Raw genomic sequence first — 17,421 nt, forward strand, 5'->3', positions numbered from 1 at the left:
CCGGGGCGGTAGAGCAGAGAGCAGGCGTGATGAGTCAGCAACTCCCGCACGGCGTAGGCCCCGAAGACGCCGACGAGCCCGCCGGCCCGGCCGCCGCCGATCCGCCGCGGCGACGCACCCGCGCGGGAGTGCCGTGGACCACGCGCCGGGCGCTGAACGTCAGCGTGGCGGTGGCGACGGTGCTGCTGCTGGTCCTCGGCGGCAGTGGTGTGTGGGTCCACGCGCGCGCCGCGGACGCCACCGGCCGCCTCGTCGAGCGCTCCGGCCCCGCCCTGATCGCCGCGGGCAGCCTGGAGAACGCGCTGATCAACCAGGAGACCGGCATCCGCGGGTACGCGCTCACCGGCCAGCGGCAGTTCCTGGACCCGTACCACGACGGGCTCTCCCAGGAGAAGGCCGCCACCGGCCGACTGCGCGCACTCCTCGGACGTCACGGGCCCGCCGCGCAGGACCTGGCTCGCGTGCTGGACCGGACCGAGGCCTGGCAGCGGCAGATCGCCCGGCCCGTCGCCGCCGCACCGAGCGGCAGCCCCGTCCGCCTCGCCGCCCAGCGCGCGGGGGAGGGCCTGCGCAGCTTCGCCGCCGTACGCGCCGCACTCGGCACCCAGCAGCGTCATCTGGAGCACGAGCGGGCCCGGGCGCGGGCCGAACTTCGCGATGTGGGGGCACTCCAGAACGGGATCTTCTCGGCCCTCGCAGCCGTGGGATTCGTGCTGCTCGTGCTCGCCGTGGTCGGCCTCCGGCGCGCCGTGACCGACCCGCTGGGCACGCTGTCCGCGGATGTCCGCGCCGTGGCCCGGGGCGACTTCCGACGGCCGGTGCGGGGGACCGGGCCGGCCGATCTGCGCGCCCTCGCCTCCGACATCGACGGCATGCGGCAACGCCTCGTGGACGAGCTGGCATTCCGTGACGAGACCCGTGCGCAGCTGGACGCGCAGGCCACCGAGCTGCAGCGCTCCAACAACGAACTCGAACAGTTCGCCTACGTCGCCTCGCACGACCTGCAGGAACCCCTGCGCAAGGTGGCCAGCTTCTGCCAGCTGCTCCAGCGCCGTAACGCCGCACAACTCGACGACCGGGCACAGCAGTACATCGCCTTCGCGGTGGACGGCGCCAACCGCATGCAGGCGCTCATCAACGACCTGCTCGCCTTCTCCCGCGTCGGGCGGGTACACGCCGAGCACACGGACGTCGATCTGGAGGCGCTGCTCGGCCAGGTGCTGGAGTCCCTCAGCATCGCCATCGAGGAGTCGGCCGCCACGGTCACCCACGATCCGCTGCCCACGATCCCCGGCGACACCACGCAGCTCGGGATGCTGCTGCAGAACCTCCTGAGCAACGCCCTCAAATTCCGCTCGCCCGACAAGCCTCCGGTCGTCCATTTCTCGGCCCGCCGGACCGACGAGCACTGGCAGTTCTCGGTCGACGACAACGGCATCGGCATCGATCCCGCCTACCGCGAGAAGATCTTCGTCATCTTCCAGCGGCTCCACACCCGGGAGAGCTACCCGGGTACGGGCATCGGCCTGGCCCTGTGCAAGAAGGTCGTCGAATACCACGGCGGCACCATCGCCGTCGACCACGCCCACGACCACGACCAGGACCAGGACCACGCTCCCGGCACCCGCATCACCTTCACCCTGGCCGCCCACGCTCCCGCGATCCCGGCGCCAGCGACCACCGAGCCCGCCCTCCAGGGAGAAGTGACCGCCTCATGACCACCCCTTCCGCCGGGCCGCTCCCCGCCATCCCGACGCAGACCGCGGACGGATCCGGTGTCGTCCTGCTGGTCGAGGACGATGCCGGCGACGCCCTGCTCGTCGAGGAGTACCTCAACGACACCCAACTTCCCGTCACTCTCACCTGGGTGCAGACCTTGGGCGAGGCACGCACCTATCTGTCCGGGCGGACCCCCGACTGCGTCCTGCTCGACCTTCATCTGCCGGACGCCTCGGGCACCAGCGCGGTCCAGAGCATGCAGAGCCTGTGCCCCGACGCGGCCGTCATCGTCCTCACCGGCCTCGACGAGACCCGCGCGGGCCTCGAAGCCGTGGCCGCGGGCGCCCAGGACTACCTGCCCAAGGCTCGGGTCACCCCCGAACTCCTCGAACGCGCCATCCGCTACGCCCTGCACCGCAAGCACACCGCACGCGCCACCGCCCGGCTGCGGGAGAACGAACTGCGCGCCCAGGAGAACGCCCGTCTGGAGCGCGGCCTGCTGCCCGCCCCGCTGCTGCGCTCCACGGACGTGCTCGCCAGCACCTGCTATCTGCCCGGCCGCAAGAACGCCCTGCTCGGCGGCGACTTCCTGGACATCGTCCAGACCCCGGACGGTCTGCTGCACGCCGTCATAGGGGACGTCAGCGGACACGGCCCGGATGCCGCGGCGCTCGGCGTCTGTCTGCGCATCACCTGGCGCTCCCTCATTCTCGGCGGACACCGCGACACCGAGCTCCTGGGGCTCATGGAGCAGGTGCTGGTCGCCGAGCGCAGCTCCGCGGTGATGTTCGCGACCTGCGCGATCCTCACCCTCGATCCCACCCACCACCGGGCCACGGTGACCCTCGCCGGCCATGACGAACCGCTGCTGATCCCGCCCGTCGAGGCCGCCCGGCCAATCAAGGCCCGGCACGGCATCGCGCTGGGCATGCTCCCGAGGGAGGGCTCCTGGCACCCCACCCACTGCACCCTGCCGCCGCGCGCCGCGCTGCTCATGTACACCGACGGCTTAGTCGAAGGCCACACCACCGACAGCAGTCAACGCCTGGGCACGGACGGTCTGCTCCGCATCATCGAGGGCGGCCGGCATCTGCCGCCGCCGGCACTGATCGACCATCTCACCGGCACCGCCCGCTCCCTCGACGCCGGACGGCACACCGACGACCTGGCCGTCCTCGTCCTCAGCTGGAACCACTGAACGCCGCCGAGCCGAGCCCCGACCGACCGGGTGGGCAGCCGCCTCTCTCCGCGCCGTCAGCCCTTCTTCTCCTGCGGGATCCGCTCCAACAGCCCCCGCAGGTCGTCGGCGTGCTCCTCCTCCTGGGCAAGAAGGTCCTCGAACACGCGCCGGGTGGTCGGATCGCCGTCACCGAGCCACTTCGCAATCTCCGTGTACGAGGCGATCGCCACCCGTTCGGCGACCAGGTCTTCCTTGATCATCTCGATCAGGTCGGCACTGGCGTCGTATCCCGCGTGCGCCCGCCGCGTCAGGGTGTCCGGATTGAAGTCGGGCTTCCCGCCGAGCTGGACGATGCGCTGTGCCACCCTGTCGGCGTGCTGCTGCTCCTCCGCGGCGTGTTCCAGGAACTCGGCCGCGACCGGCTCCGAATAGAGACCGGACGCGGTGTAGTAGTGCCGCTTGTACCGCAGCGTGCACACGATCTCCGTCGCCAGCGCCTCGTTCAGCACTTGCAGGACACGCTCCAGGTCGGCTCCGTACGCATCGGTGACCGGCCCCTTCTCGATCTCGCGACGGGCCCGCTCCCTCAGGGTTTCGACATCGGTAAGGAATTCAGCCATGCGTCTCTTCCGTTTCCACTCGACCGGCCTTCACGAGGGCACTGTCCCCGTCTCCCGTCCGGTGGCGGACACAGGCGCGCGGTCGTGCCCCCTCGCACCACCCCGCCGGACGCAGGGCCGGACCCCACCCTCCGGACCCTCCGGTGTGACTGATGGCTGTGACGCGTGTGGGGTGCGGAGCCGACCTCTCGGGCCCCACACCCCACATACGTGGCATACGTGACATGCGTGTCAGGCATCGCCAGAGGCGAGCCGCGGTGACGACAGACGACAGCGGTTCTCAGGAAGCCTCTGTCAGGGCCTCGTCCCGTGCGACGGTGTTCCTGCGCTCCTGTACGTGGGCGTAGCCCATGAGGCCGATCAGGATGGCGAGGAGGACGGCCGACGAGCCCGCTGTACCGAGGTCGAGACCGCCCTTGGCGAGGGGCTTGGTGAGGAAGTCGCCGGCGGTGGCCCCGAGGGGGCGAGTGAGCACGAAGGCGATCCAGAACAGCAGCACGTTCGGCACGGCAGGGACCCGCATGAGGCCGACGAGGACCGCGAGCACGCCGGCGACCAGCAGTGCACCACCCGCGTACCCGAGCCCGGAGCTGTCGGACAAGAAGTCACCCATGGACGTGCCCAGTGTGTTCGACACCAGGATCGCCGACCAGAAGAGAGCCTCCGCGCGGAAGGTGACGATATCGCGGATGGAAAACGTCAGCCCGGTGCACTTCCAGGCGATGAAGATGGCGATCAGCAGCGAGATCAGGATCGCGGCACCGGTCGGGTAGCCCATCCCCAGGCCCTGCGGCCCCCAGCCCAGCGACGTGGCCCCGCCGGTGAGGTACTTGCCGCTCGCGTCCCGGTTCATGAAGTCGGACATCGTCGTACCGGCCATGCTGGTGGACAGGATGACGGTCCAGTAGAAGAAGGGGTTGTAACGCTTGGACCGTAGCTGTACGACCAGCGTGACCACGAAGACCACGAACAGGGCGATCGTGGTGAGGAAATAGCCGAGCTTGAGGGTCTGCGCGAAGAGGTCACCGGCTGTCTCGCCGAGCGTGGTCGCGGCGATCTTCATGATCCAGAAGGCCAGGGTCACCTCTGGCAGCTTCTTCATCACGTACCTGTTGGTGCCGGCGACATCCAGGTCGGTGAGGATTTCTGGCTTTTCCAATTCCATCTCTCCGGGGGGTGTTGGCGTGGGCGGCGTACGCGACGTCACCTGCGGCGTGAGGTCACACGCCGCCCGACCCTCCCAGCCGAAACCTGTACACAACCTGAACGCTGACGATCACACCCACGAAGTCGCCCGTACGCGGGAACGGTCGGCACCGCCCCGATGCGGCGTCGTGGCCGGTCGGCCTCCGTACGGGTGTACGCTTCCGGGCCCGGCCTGCCAGCGCGAACTCTGGGGAACCGCGGCCGGGGGAGGAGACGCCGTACGCGGCCGGGGAGGAAAAGCCGGAAAACCCGACAACTTCACTACGGAATCGGCAAGTTGGGCCGCTTCTCGTCACCGAGCAGGTTTGGCGGCAGAGCGGAAGGGGCGTGCGGTGGCGCGGCCGAAGTCAGTGGTTGGCACGGTGCGGACGCTCGTGGCGGTCCTCTGTTCGGCCGTCACATCGCAGGCGAGCACCCGGGCACCTGCCTTGCCCCCTGCCCTCCGTGACGCACCACTCCGCTACTCCTCAATGGCGCCGCCGATGCTGCGCAAATGCCGCCGGAAGGTATAGGCGGGCTCGGCGCTGCGCCGTGCCAGGTAGGCGTCGAAGGCGGTTTGCCGGCGCAGTGTCCGTCCCGCTCGGATGAGGCGGGCCTGTTCGCGTTCCGTCTGCCGGATTTGGTGTGCGGTGGCCAGCACGACCTCGGCATCCGCGGCGGCGAGGAACAGGACGCCGTCCTCGTCCGCGAAGACGAGGTCGTCGTCGGCAACCAAGTGCGGGCCGAACCGCGCCGTCAGGAGCGCTTCGGGTTCCTGCCCGTCCAGTCGTACCGGGCCGAGCGGGTAGGCACCGTAGCTGAACACCGGAAGCCCGATTTCCGTCAACTCCGGGGTGTCGCGGTGCAACCCCCACACGACCAGACCCGCCACCTCTGCCGCCTCGGCCTCCAGCACCACCAGGTCGCCGATGCACGCTTCGTCCGTCCGCCCGCCGTTGTCGATGACCAGGACGTCACCCGCTTCGGCCCGGCAGAGCGCCTCCAGGAACACATCCACGCTGCCGTAATGCCGTACCGGCAACGCACGTCCGGCCAGCCGGTGACCGGGGACGACGGCCTTGACGCCAGGCGGAGCGGCGCGCAGCGGTACGCCGTGGCGCATACAGGCGTCGGCGACCAGCGGCGTGGACAGGTCAGTAAAGGATTCCCACACGCGTTCTCCCTGATTCGGGTTGGCGAGGCCGGTGACGCCCGGCGCAGCAGGCCGTGCCGGGATATTACGGGGAGCGGTTCCGTGCGTCGACGCTCAGCGCGCGGCGGCTGGCCGTCGGCCGTCAGGCCCGGGACGTCGGGTCGGCAAGTTCGGACAGGTGGTGCAGCGAGTTGGTGAGATGGTCCGGGTCGAACGGCGGGAACTGGATGTACTCCCGGATGGACTGCGGCACCGCCGACCAGTCGTACGTGAGCGTGACCTCGGTCTCGGACGGACCCAGCGACGCAAGGTCGTAACGCCAGAGCCAGCCGCCGAACTCCAGGTGACCGTCGTCCTTCTCCTGCCCGGTCAGCCAGCCAATGGCGCGCGGCGGGTCCAGCACCTGGACCTTGTTGGCGACCTGGTAGTCACCGTTCGGATGGTTGGGGTGATACATGGCCATCCGGAAAATCTGCCCCACCTCGGTCAGCGGCGCCCGGTCGACAGCCTCCTGAACCCAGCCGGTGCCATCGATCGCAGAATGGCTCGTCGGGTCCGCCAGCACCGCGAACACCCTCGCGGCGGGCACGGCGACAGTCAGGGTGGCGCTCACGTTTTCCTGGTCCACGGTGTGCACGCTCCTTGTCATCTCATCTCGGGCCTCCCGCAGGCGCGGAAGGGGGACGTTCCGAACGGTTCCCCACATGTAGACGACGGGGCGAGGCGGAACTCATCGGCCGTGTGGGCGGAACCCGTAACCCGTACCCGTGCCACCAATGGTGGGCTGGTCAGGGCCAAGTTTCGAGGCCAGGGAGGCAGCGCGTTTCGCGGCTCGGGCCACGCCGACGACAGCGCCGTGACCACTGTCCGCCGGCTCCAACACCGTACGTGCGCTCCGGCGCGCGGCCCGGCATCCCTGCGCGGCCCGGCCCCCCCGCGCGGCCCGGCACACCCGCGGGGGCATCCCGGCGGATCGCAGAGTCGCCGCCTGGAGGTTCCTCCGCCGAATGCCCGTGCGTTGTGACATGCCCGCGCGCTGTGACATGACCGCGAGGGAACGGGCTGCATCGTCGGCCGGCCTGTGCCGCGTCGAGGTGCTTGCACCGCATCGCGGCGCCGGACCTCGTCCGTGAGACCGGCGGTAACCCTTGGGGCGTCTGGATGGGTGTAGGGGGTGTTGCACTTGCGCTGGTAGGCGCGGGGGAGTGTGCGCCTGGCGCGGTGTGGTTGTGCATATGTCCATGTTTTGTAACACCAAACCGGATTTCTTCTGCCAAGGGGTGACGAGGCGTCACTGTGTGGGGGTCCGGCCAAACCGGCCGGGTATCCGGTTTCCGGCGACCCGTCATGGGCGCCGTATCCAGGGGGTTTTCGTGCTCCGTAACGCTTCACGCATCGCCGCCGCGGTCCTCGGCTCCGTAGCTCTTGCCGCCACCGCTGTCCTCCCGGCCGCCGCGGCCGGCCACGGTCACCACGCTCCGGCCCGGCACCACTACCGCCACGGGGTGGTTCTCGGTGCGATCCAGTACGACAGCCCCGGGCGTGATGACCGCTCCAACCGGAGCCTGAACGCCGAGTACGTGACGGTGAGGAACACCAGCCACTGGCCGGTCAACCTCCGCGGCTGGACCCTGTCGGACCGCTCCGGCAACACCTACCGCTTCGGCAACCTCTGGCTGAACGGGCACGGCCAGGTCCGCGTGCACACCGGCATCGGTCGCGACACCCGCTGGGACGTCTACCAGGACCGCCGCAACTACATCTGGGACGACAACGACACCGCCACCCTGCGCAACGACCACCGTCGCATCGTCGACATCGAAAGCTGGGGACGCCACGGCGGTCACCACGGTCACGGCCACTGACCGGCCTTGACCGGCTGGTGAGCTGATACCGCCTCGCCGGCCACCCGCCACGGTGCGCCGCAGGGTTCCTGCCCTGCGGCGCACCGCCATGTTCCGGCCGCCGGTGCCCGGCGGCCGATGCGATACGGCGGGGTGAAGCGGCGGTGGTCGAGGAGGTACCTCCCGTGGTTCCCGCCGGCCGGATGAGCCGGATCCAGCAACCTGCCTTCGCTCGGAGTGCGGGCATGCCGCAGCTGCGTGGCGCGAGTCGCTACGCCATAGGTCAATCTCGTATGACGATCGATGTCATGAAATCTATGTGTTGGACTCATGGTTCGAGTGGAGGAATGCTTCAGGAAAGGACTTGTTCGTCGGGATTTAGTGAGTTTCATGCCATTTGCATCTGTTTGTTCCACTGTTTGTTCCGCCGAGGTGGAGTACGCGGTCGCAGGAGAGGGGCCGGGACTGATGCTCGTCCATGGCACGGGCGGCAACGCCGACTCGCTCTTCAGTGGGTTCGTGCCGCACTTCGGCGGCGACCGGACCGTGATCCGGCCGAACTTCAGCGGGAGCGGCCGCACCACCGACGAGGGCAACGCGCTGACCATGGAGATGGTCGTCGAACAGCTCGCCGCGGTCGCCCGGGAGGCCGTCGACGGCCCGGTGGACCTGCTTGGCTTCTCCCTCGGCGCCACCGTGGCCACCGCGGTTGCCGCAACCCACCCGGAGCTGGTGCGCCGGCTGGTTCTCGTCGGCGGCTGGGTGCATTCCGCCGGGGCGCGGGACCAGTTCTACTTCTCGACGCTTGCCAAGCTGTTCGCGGGTGAGCGAGACCTCTTCAAACGGTTCGTCCAGCTGACGGCCTACAGTCCGGCCGCGGTGGACGGTGTCGGCCATGAGGGCCTGGCCGACTACCTGCGGCAGGACCAGTGGCCGCCGCTGGGGATGGGCCGGCAGATCGACCTGTGCGCGCGGGTCGACAACCGTGCCCTTCTCGCCGACGTCATCGCACCGACGCTCGTGATCGGGCTGGCCGAGGACCAGATGGTGCCGGTCGACGGATCCCGGCAGCTGCATGCCGGCATCGCCGGCAGCCAACTGATCGAGCTTCCCGGCCAAGGCCACATGGACTGGGTTGCCGCCCCAGCCCACATCATGGAACTCACCCGCGCCTTCATCAACGGCAAGTAGGCAGCGGAAAGACCCCGCGGGTGAAAGCAGCTGGACCTGCGCGAATTCTGATGGTCCCTCAGCCCGTCGACGGCGCGCCATTCCTTACCGGCACGCGCTTATTCACCCCCTGCTTTCATTTACCGATTTGAGGTATGGGTATGACCACGCAAATCCCTGCCAACGCGCCCGTCAAACTTGGGAGAAGTCCAGGGACCGATGAACCGAAATTCCCCTTGCCGGCGCTGCTCGCGCTGGCCACGGCCGTGTTCATCACCAGTCTGACCGAGACGTTGCCGGCAGGTGTGCTGCCCGCGATGAGCGCTTCGCTCGGGGTCAGCGAGTCCGCGATGGGGCAGTCGGTGACGATCTATGCGGTCGGGACCTTTCTCACGGCCATCCCCCTGGCGGCGGCCACGGCGAAGTGGCGGCGCAAGCGGTTGCTGCTCACGTCGATGGTGGTGTTCGTCGTGGCGAACACCGTCACGGCGCTGTCACCTGACTACACGTTGACCCTTGTTGCCCGGTTCGTCGCCGGGGTGGCAGCGGGTCTGGCCTGGGCAACGCTGTCCGGGTACGCGCGCCGCATGGTCGCGGTTCACCTACAGGGGAAAGCCATGGCAATTGCCATGGCCGGCATCCCGGTGGCGCTGTCCCTCGGAGTGCCCGCGGGGACCTTCGTCGGCAGGGTGCTCGGCTGGTGGGCGGCGTTCCTGGCCATGTCCGTGCTCGCCGTCATCGTGATTGCGTGGATCATGGCGACGGTCCCGGACTTCCCGGGGCAGCAGGAGCGCCGAAGCCCGATCCTGAGGGCCCTGTCGGTCCCGGGCGTGAGCCCCGTCCTGTTCGTCACCTTGGTGTTCGTGCTGGCCCACACGATCCTCTACGCCTATGTCGCCACGTTCCTCGCCGATCTCGGGATGGGTGGGGCAACCGACCTGGTGCTGCTGGTCTTCGGGGTCGCCTCACTGGTGAGCATCTGGTTCGTGGGGGTGCATGTCCACCGCCGGCTGCGGGTCATGATGGTCGCCTGTACCCTCCTGGTCGCCGTGGCGGCAGCCGCTCTCGCCACGCTGTCCGACGTCACGGCACTCGTCTATGTCGCGGCGGCCCTGTGGGGCCTGGGGTGGGGCGGTGTCCCCACACTCCTGCAGACTGCCGTGGGCGATGCCGGAGGCGACCAGGCGGACGCCGCCCAGGTCATGCTGGTCACGTTGTGGAACGTGGCGATGGCCGGTGGGGGCATCGTCGGCGGGGTTCTCCTCGACCGGCTCGGTCCCCCCTCCCTGCCGTGGAGCATCCTGCTGCTCATGGCGCCGGTGCTGCTCGTCGTCATAGCCGCCCGGGGGCACGCCTTCCCCTCCAGGCGCCGAACGTGAGCGCTCGGCCCCGCCCCTGCCGGCCCCTGGTGGGTCATCACATTTTGCGGGATCTCACTGTCACGGAGTGGTCATGCGGCAGTGATGGACCCATCGATCGGACTTCCCATCGTGCAGGAATCCCTGGACGAAAGGAGGTTCAAGCATGCCTGCAAGGAAATTGGTCGGTCAGGGTCCCCGCAGTGCTGATCACTCCGCCGTTCGTCGTGCATGCCGGGGACGCTCGCCAGGCCCTGACCGCCGGTCAGGAGGCGATGCACTCCTTCCGTGGCAAGACCAGCTGACACAGCTCTCCCAGGACGGCGGCAGAAGGGTTCACCCCGTGCACCGTTCGGGCGCACGGACTGTTGCGCCGGGTCCGATCGGGGTACTTGGCCATGGGCCGCGAAACCGCACACCCGGAACCGAAGGAGCCGCTGTGAAATTCGGTGTATCCACCTTCCTCACCGACCAGGGCATCGCGCCGACCACGCTCGGTCGTGCCGTCGAGGAGCGCGGGCTCGACTCCTTGTTCATCGCCGAGCACACACATATCCCGGCATCTCGCCGCACGCCGTACCCGGGCGGCGGCGAGCTGCCGGAAATCTACTACCGGACCCTCGACCCGTTCGTCGCGCTCAGTGCGGCCGCCGCGGTGACCGAGCACCTCCTGCTGGGTACCGGCATCGCCCTGGTGGCCCAGCGGGACCCGATCACCACGGCCAAGGAGGTGGCGTCCCTGGACGTGGTCTCCGGCGGGCGGGCAATCTTCGGGGTCGGCGTCGGCTGGAACAGGGAGGAGATGGAGAACCACGGCACGGATCCGCGTACCAGGGGCCGTCTCGTGGATGAGCGGCTGCGGGCCATGCGCGAGCTGTGGACGGCGGAAAAGGCCGAGTTCCACGGGGAGTTTGTCGACTTCGACGCGGTCTACTCCTGGCCGAAGCCGGTCCAGCGACCCCACCCGCCCCTCTATGTGGGCGGCGGCGAAGGAGCCTTCCCGCGCGTCGCCGCACTCGGCGACGCCTGGCTGGCCATCAGCGGCCCGCCCGAAGAATTGGGGCAGCAGATCGACCGGATGCGGAGCGTCGCGGGCCGGAACGTGCCGGTGACGGTCTACGGGGTTCCGAACAACCCCGAGATCATCGACCAGTACACACAACTCGGCGTGGAGCGGCTGCTGTTCTACCTGCCGACCAAGCCGGAGGCACAGACGCTTCCGTACCTCGACCAGCTCGCCGACCTCGCGCGACGCTTCCAGTGAACCGCCAGGAGCCGCAGTGCCGGCAATGACAACGGGTGAGGCGCGGGAGCGCTTCGCCCGGGCCCGGGTCGCCCACCTCGCCACCATCGACGAATCCGTCCGCCCGCATCTGGTCCCCGTCGTGTTCGCCGTGACCGGTGACACCGTGTCGACCGCTGACACCGTGGTGTTCGCCGTCGACCACAAGCCGAAGCGCACGGCCCAGCTGAAGCGGCTGGCCAACATCCGTGCACACCCGGAGGTTTGCCTTCTCGTGGACGACTACGCCGAGGACTGGGACCTCCTGTGGTGGGCACGGGCGGATGGCACGGCCACCGTACTGCCACCGGCCGAGACCTCGACGGCCTCCGCGCGGTACGTAGGTCTCCTGAGCGAGAAGTACGGGCAGCAGTACGCCGATCGCCCGCCTGCGGGGCCAGTGGTGGAGATCGTGGTGTCCCGTTGGTCCGGCTGGCGCGCGGTGTGACGGTCTTGGGGCGCGGACAGGTGATGGCTGGTGACTGCCGCCCTGGGCGCGGCGCCCGGCGGCGTCCGTAGGCGTTCGGAGACTCCGGAGACGCCTCGGGACGTCCGGCGACGCCCCGGGACGCCGAGCAGTCGCTGGTGGAGGTCATTCGCCGCGGGGAGCCGTGGGCAGGCCGGCCCCGGTCACCTGTCCTGGCCGGCGTGGCCTTCCTGTTGTGCCAGGAGGGTGGCGGCCCAGCCGTCTTCCAGCAAGGTGAACAGCTCGCGCATGGTCCGGGGCGGGTCTTCGCCGGCGTTGGCGATGCTGGGGGCTTCCAGGGCGAAGCGCGCCAGGCCGGCGACGGCGGGGTCGTCCGGGGCGAGCCCGGTGGCATCGGCGAGGGCGGCTGCCAGTGTCTTCTCGTGGCGCGACCACATGCGCCGGGCGTAGTCCCGCAGCGCGGGGGTGGATTCGACGAGGACGAACATGGGGTCGTCGGTCCGCAGGGCGGTTCGGGTGCGCACCATGTGGTCGCGCAGGGCGTGCAGCGCGGACTGGCCGGGGGCTCGTTCGCGAACGGCCGCGACCAGGGCGCTCTCGATGTCCGCGTCCAGGTCGAAGACGAGGGCTTCCTTGTTGGGGAAGTGCTTGAAGAGCGTACTCAGCGAGACATCGGCCGCCTCCGCCACCTCGCGTACACCGACGTTGTCAAAGCCGCGTTCGGTGAACAGCCGCAGTGCGGCATCCGCCAGGGCCTGCCTGGTCCGGGCCTTCTTGCGCTCGCGGCGCCCTGTCGTTGTCTCGGCCATGCCGCCACTCTACCCCCTTGAGGCGATTCGATCGTAAAGGCGATTCGATAGAAAGTCGGAGCAGTTGTACTTTTGTATCCGCTGTGCTTCTGTGGAAGGGGCGAGCGAGCCCGGCCGGCATCACACTGCCGGCGGCCGGGTCGCGTTCCGCGCCTCCCTTCCTCGCCTCTCCTCATCCGCGAAACGGAGCCCACCCATGCCCCTCACCCCTCGCATCGCGATCGTCGGCGCCGGCCCGGGCGGCCTCGTCTGCGCACGCGTCCTCCAGCGGCACGGCGTGCCGGTCACGGTCTTCGAGCGTGAGGCCGACCCCCACTCCCGCCCGCAGGGCGGCACCCTCGACATCCACGAGGAGACCGGTCAGGTCGCGCTGCGCGCGGCCGGGGTGTTCGACGCCTTCCTCGCGCTCTCCCGGGCGGACGGCCAGGAGTGGCGCCTCTACGACCGCCGCGCGACCCTGATACGCCATGACCAGGCCGCCGAGGGCGACCTGAGCCGGCCCGAGATCGACCGCGGCCAGTTGCGCACCCTCCTGCTGGACTCCCTCGCCCCCGGTACGGTCCGCTGGGGCCACTGCGTAAGGGCCGTCACCCCGCTACCCCACAGCGGCGCCCGGCTGCACCACGACGACCGCACCGCCGAGGACTTCGACCTGGTCATCGGTGCCGACGGCGCCTGGTCCCAGGTACGCCCCGCGCTCTCCGATGCCCAACCTTCCTACGCCGGTGTCACGATGGTGGAAGCCCACTTCGACGACGTCGACCACCGTCACCCCGGCATCGCCCACCTGGTCGGCCCCGGCACCATGTTGGCCAAGGCGGGCCGCCGCAGCCTGGTGTTGCAGCGCAACAGCAACGGACACGTCCGTGCCTACGCCATCTTCCGCGCCCCCCAGGACTGGCACGCCGGCCTCGACCTCGCCGACACCGAAGCCGTACGCGCTCGGCTCCTCGCCCAGTACCAGGGCTGGCACGAGAGTCTGCTGGACATCGTGCGCGACAACGAGGGCGGTTTCGTCAACCGGCCCATGTTCGTCCTGCCCGTTCCTCACACCTGGCAGCGTGTCCCCGGCATCACCCTGCTCGGCGACGCCGCCCACCTGATGCCGCCCGTCGGGGTCGGCGCCAACCTCGCCCTGCTCGACGGTGCCGAACTCGCCCAAGCCGTCATCGACCACCCCACCATCGACGAGGCCCTCGATGCCTACGAAGGCGTGATGCTGCCCCGCGCTCTCGACAACGCCAAGACCGCCGAGCAGATGCTCACCACCCTCCTGCCCGACACCGACTCCGACGCCGCCGCCTTCCCCGACGCCATCTGGCCGGCCAACGCCCTCCCTGACGCGAGCCCCGCTCACATCAGCTGAACAGCTGAAGGGTCCCCTGCCTCGCGGGAGGCGGGGGACCCTTGTGCGGAGCGCGTCCTGCAAGCCGTGTGCCGGTGTGTCCCGCAGATGGCAGGTGCGCTGCCTTGAAGACGGTGCAGGGCGTCAGATACGTCGTGTCGGCACGTAGTGATGGATGAGTTGGGCATCCCGGTTGGCGTGCCGGTGATGGACCTCAGCGGGATCGAGTCGCGACGGCCACCTTCCACGCAGCAGTCGACCCACTAAATGCACCACGCGCGCAAGCTCCGACTTCATCGTTCCCCCCTCTGTGGCGCCCGTTCAGACGCCGGGTCGATTCGGCCCCTGGTCAATTCGGACCCCAAGGCCATGGCCGAATGGATATGCCCTGCGAAACGCCCGGCAAACGGTGTGTAGTGCGGCGGCTGCATCCGCCCCGGCGGCCGCTGGCGTCTCGCCAGCGTGGGAACGGTCCTGCTGTGCACCCATGGTGATTCTGCGTGACCTCTCCATCGCTGTGTGCTTGAGTCGGCTCCGTGGGCCCGAGAGCCGGTCCCATGGTGGTGTGGAGAGGAGTCGCGACAGTGCATGCCAGCAAAGGGGACCGTCTCGTGGTCCACGGCCGGGTGGTCGGGAAGCACGACCGTGTTGTGGAGATCATCGAGGTGCTGGGCCCGGACGGAACGCCGCCCTACCGCGTGCGCGCGGAGAACGGTCACGAGACGATCATGACGCCGGGACCCGACTCGGTCATCGACCACCGCAAGGCAACGAATCTGCCTTAGCGAAAGCGGAAGCCGAAGCCCGATCGACTCTGTGCGGCAGGTCAACCGGTGGGCCTGGGAGCATCCCGGGTTCCACCGCCTGCGTATCGCCCGTTCCGGGCGTCCCGCCTTAGGGACAACCCCCGTGCCCGCCCCACGGTTTTCCGTAACCCGCGACGGAAGCCCGCCGGATGCAGCGACGAGTTCCAGGGTGACTACCGGTGGTGGAACAACACCGACCATCTGCGGCTCATCGAGTGGATGCGCGCGTACAACGTCCGCCACCCGCACGACCCGGTCCGCTTCATGGGCGACGACATCGGCTGGACCGGACCGGAGGTGTACGACGCGGTCACCGGTTATGTGGCCCGCACCCACCCGGAGCTGAGCGCCCGCTTCGACGAGCTGTACCGAGGGCTGCGTCCCACCGTGGCGACGGGGACATACATGAAGCGCTATCTGGACACGCCGTACGCCGCGCGCAAGGAGAGGGCGGACCGGACCGGCCGAGCACTTCGGCTGCTGATGCGCCGGTCTCCGGGCGCGGACCGGGTGGCGTTCGACCGGGCCGTGCAGAATGCGAGGGCCATCGACCGGACCGCCCGGCAGTACGCCTTCGCCTTCGACGACCCCGCACAGCTCGCCGCGAGTATGCGCTACCGCGACCGGGCGATGGCGGCCAACGTGGTCTGGTGGCAGCAGCACACGGGAACCAAGATGCTGCTGTCGGCGCACAACGGCCACGTCGCCTATCAGACACCACAGCCCGCTCAATACCCCCGGACGCAGGGCGCGTTCCTGCGCGACAGCTTGGGGCCGGCCTACGTGAACGTCGGTCTGACCTTCGACCAGGGCTCGTTCAACGACACGGGTTCCGACGGCGTCATTCGTCCGCGGACGTTCGGCCCGGCGGGCCCCGGCAGCAACGAGCGCACCTTGGACCGGGTGCGGTACCGGAACTACGCGGTCGACCTGCGTACGGTCGGCTCCCCGGCCCGCGCGTGGCTGGCCGCGGCCCGGCCGACACGCAGCATCGGCACCGCCTACCCGGCCGGCCCGTACGACATCGCGCTCGGCCGCAGCTACGACATCCTGATCCACCTGCACCACATCGCCGCGGCCCGGCTGCGGGACCACACATGAGCCGCCGACCGGGGACCGTCCCCACCTGAGCGGCCGACGGGGGACCGGACCGTCCGCGGGACGATGCCGACGCCCGCGTACGAGCCGCGAGCGACAACGTAGGACCGCTCCCGCACCCGTCCGTTCACCCGTCGCGACGACTGCTTAGCCCAGCTGGCCCCAAGCCATGACGGCAATGACGGGGTCTTCGGCCCGCCGTGCTTCCATCGCGTCATGGAGGTGCTCACGTGACCGCTGGAGACCGAGAACGACAGCAGGACACCTACCCGTCCCCGCGAGCAAGTGCGCCGCGGCGGCGCGTACTGGCAGCGGCGGCTCTGGCGCCGATGCTGGCAGGTACGCCGAGCTCCGCTCGCGCCGTGGCTCCCGGGGCCCCCGGGGAGGCCGGGCCCGGGCTGGTCGAGCCGGTGCACACCGCCCTGTCGGACTGGACGGGCGTGGCTCAGGCGCTGGGACGCACCGGCGAGATGAAGCGAAATGTGATGTACCACACCGGGCTCCCACGCCGGGACCTCCGGGTGGTCTCCCGCAGGATCACCATCAAACCGTCCCTCGCCCTGGGCTCGCATGTGTCCTTCGTCCGTTACGCCGACGGCAGCACACTGCTGATGGGCGACGTGGTGGTCACCGAGCGCGAACTGCAGAAGTTCACCGATATCCTGCACGAGCACGGGATCCAGCAGACTGCGATTCACAAGCATCTGCTCTCCCAGACTCCCGACATCTGGTGGATCCACGTCCATGCGCACGGCCACGACCCGGTGGCCATCGCCCGCGGCCTGCGCGCGGCATTCGACAGCACCGGCACCCCGGGCCCGCTGCCGTCCGATCCGCCGCAGCCCGTCGACCTGGATACCGACGGCATCGATGCCGCGCTGGGCGTCAAGGGCGCCACCGACGACGGAATCTACAAATCCATCTTCGTCCGACGCGAGACCGTCACCGACGGCGGCCTGGTCCTCCCTCCGGGCCTGGGATCGACCAGCGCGTTCAACTTCCAGCCGCTGGGCGGTGGTTGGGCCGCGGTCAGCGGCGACTGCGCCCTGATCGCCAAGGAAGTCCAAGACGTCCTGGTGGCCCTGCGCCGTGCCGGAGCCGAGCTCGTCGAGCTGCACAACCACGGTCTGACCGACGAACCCCGCCTGTTCTTCACCCACTTCTGGGCCGTCGGCGACGGCGTCGGGCTCGCCCGGGCCCTGCGCCCCGCGGTGGCGGCCACCAACGTCGTGCCGGCCGGGGGCGGCTGACCAGCTGCCCTGTGGCGATCGTGCCTGCTCCGCACGGGAGCAGGCCTCGCATGGTTGCCCGGAGTTGGCCGAAGGCGCGCCCGGGGAGGAGCGACACCTTGGGAAAGAGCGACACCCTGGGAAGGGCCGATGCGCGGGGAAGGACCGACGGGTGAGGACGGCCGATGCGGTCTAC

The 17,421-nt window shown here is 69.5% G+C and carries 16 protein-coding genes; 11 read left to right on the plus strand and 5 right to left on the minus strand.

The genetic code is table 11. The annotated features are described in order from the left end of the window. Positions 1–29 precede the first annotated feature (29 nt). Both EST54_RS01365 and EST54_RS01370 read left to right on the plus strand, forming a co-directional pair. A complete protein-coding gene (locus EST54_RS01365) occupies positions 30–1,718 on the plus strand; it encodes a sensor histidine kinase (RefSeq protein WP_244942422.1) in 1,689 nt (562 codons plus the stop codon). Continuing rightward, positions 1,715–2,917 (plus strand): PP2C family protein-serine/threonine phosphatase, encoded by a 1,203-nt coding sequence (locus EST54_RS01370; protein ID WP_174857369.1) that lies wholly within the window; start codon positions 1,715–1,717, stop codon positions 2,915–2,917. Before EST54_RS01365 ends, EST54_RS01370 begins: the two co-directional genes overlap by 4 nt. A 56-nt stretch (positions 2,918–2,973) precedes the next feature. Here EST54_RS01370 and EST54_RS01375 read toward each other — a convergent pair whose 3' ends face one another. The 4 genes from EST54_RS01375 to EST54_RS01390 all read right to left on the minus strand — a co-directional run bounded on the left by EST54_RS01375 (position 2,974) and on the right by EST54_RS01390 (position 6,485). Beyond that, positions 2,974–3,519: a ferritin-like domain-containing protein gene (locus tag EST54_RS01375; protein WP_129243995.1), complete on the minus strand. Its 546-nt coding sequence runs from the start codon at positions 3,517–3,519 to the stop codon at positions 2,974–2,976. 280 nt (positions 3,520–3,799) lie between these two features. After that, the gene (locus EST54_RS01380; RefSeq protein ID WP_129243998.1) at positions 3,800–4,678 is read right to left on the minus strand and encodes a COG4705 family protein; all 879 of its coding nucleotides are present in this window, start codon (positions 4,676–4,678) and stop codon (positions 3,800–3,802) included. Between the two features lie 507 nt (positions 4,679–5,185). After that, positions 5,186–5,878: an RraA family protein gene (locus EST54_RS01385; RefSeq protein ID WP_129244000.1), complete on the minus strand. Its 693-nt coding sequence runs from the start codon at positions 5,876–5,878 to the stop codon at positions 5,186–5,188. A 121-nt stretch (positions 5,879–5,999) separates the two neighbouring features. After that, positions 6,000–6,485 carry an SRPBCC family protein gene (locus EST54_RS01390; protein ID WP_203525503.1) on the minus strand — a complete coding sequence of 162 codons (486 nt, stop codon included), beginning with the start codon at positions 6,483–6,485 and terminating at the stop codon, positions 6,000–6,002. Between the two features lie 745 nt (positions 6,486–7,230). Here EST54_RS01390 and EST54_RS01395 point away from each other — a divergent pair. From EST54_RS01395 to EST54_RS01415, 5 genes are all read left to right on the plus strand, one after another. Further along, positions 7,231–7,722, plus strand: a complete 492-nt coding sequence (locus tag EST54_RS01395; RefSeq protein ID WP_129244005.1) for a lamin tail domain-containing protein — start codon at positions 7,231–7,233, stop codon at positions 7,720–7,722. Between the two features lie 447 nt (positions 7,723–8,169). Continuing rightward, complete coding sequence (locus tag EST54_RS01400; protein ID WP_239013653.1) at positions 8,170–8,892, plus strand: alpha/beta fold hydrolase; 723 nt, start codon at positions 8,170–8,172, stop codon at positions 8,890–8,892. Between the two features lie 134 nt (positions 8,893–9,026). Next, positions 9,027–10,250 (plus strand): MFS transporter, encoded by a 1,224-nt coding sequence (locus EST54_RS01405; protein ID WP_392567415.1) that lies wholly within the window; start codon positions 9,027–9,029, stop codon positions 10,248–10,250. Between the two features lie 418 nt (positions 10,251–10,668). Beyond that, positions 10,669–11,493, plus strand: coding sequence for an LLM class F420-dependent oxidoreductase (locus EST54_RS01410; protein ID WP_129244014.1), 825 nt, complete (start codon positions 10,669–10,671; stop codon positions 11,491–11,493). 16 nt (positions 11,494–11,509) lie between these two features. Beyond that, a complete protein-coding gene (locus tag EST54_RS01415) occupies positions 11,510–11,959 on the plus strand; it encodes a TIGR03668 family PPOX class F420-dependent oxidoreductase (protein WP_129244017.1) in 450 nt (149 codons plus the stop codon). 182 nt (positions 11,960–12,141) lie between these two features. Here EST54_RS01415 and EST54_RS01420 read toward each other — a convergent pair whose 3' ends face one another. Next, positions 12,142–12,747 carry a TetR/AcrR family transcriptional regulator gene (locus EST54_RS01420; protein ID WP_129244020.1) on the minus strand — a complete coding sequence of 202 codons (606 nt, stop codon included), beginning with the start codon at positions 12,745–12,747 and terminating at the stop codon, positions 12,142–12,144. Between the two features lie 196 nt (positions 12,748–12,943). Here EST54_RS01420 and EST54_RS01425 point away from each other — a divergent pair, with 196 nt between their 5' ends. The 4 genes from EST54_RS01425 (at position 12,944) to EST54_RS01440 (ending at position 17,246) form a co-directional block, all read left to right on the plus strand. Continuing rightward, the gene (locus tag EST54_RS01425) at positions 12,944–14,113 is read left to right on the plus strand and encodes an FAD-dependent oxidoreductase (protein ID WP_129244023.1); all 1,170 of its coding nucleotides are present in this window, start codon (positions 12,944–12,946) and stop codon (positions 14,111–14,113) included. A gap of 563 nt (positions 14,114–14,676) precedes the next feature. Beyond that, on the plus strand, positions 14,677–14,877 hold the full coding sequence (locus tag EST54_RS01430; RefSeq protein ID WP_093481425.1) for a DUF1918 domain-containing protein: 201 nt from the start codon (positions 14,677–14,679) through the stop codon (positions 14,875–14,877). A 48-nt stretch (positions 14,878–14,925) separates the two neighbouring features. After that, positions 14,926–15,999: an erythromycin esterase family protein gene (locus EST54_RS01435; protein ID WP_307825521.1), complete on the plus strand. Its 1,074-nt coding sequence runs from the start codon at positions 14,926–14,928 to the stop codon at positions 15,997–15,999. 359 nt (positions 16,000–16,358) lie between these two features. Then, positions 16,359–17,246 (plus strand): DUF1259 domain-containing protein, encoded by an 888-nt coding sequence (locus EST54_RS01440; protein WP_244942423.1) that lies wholly within the window; start codon positions 16,359–16,361, stop codon positions 17,244–17,246. Positions 17,247–17,421: the final 175 nt, after the last annotated feature.

It is taken from the genome of Streptomyces sioyaensis (genome assembly GCF_004122735.1).
GTDB lineage: Bacteria > Actinomycetota > Actinomycetes > Streptomycetales > Streptomycetaceae > Streptomyces > Streptomyces sioyaensis.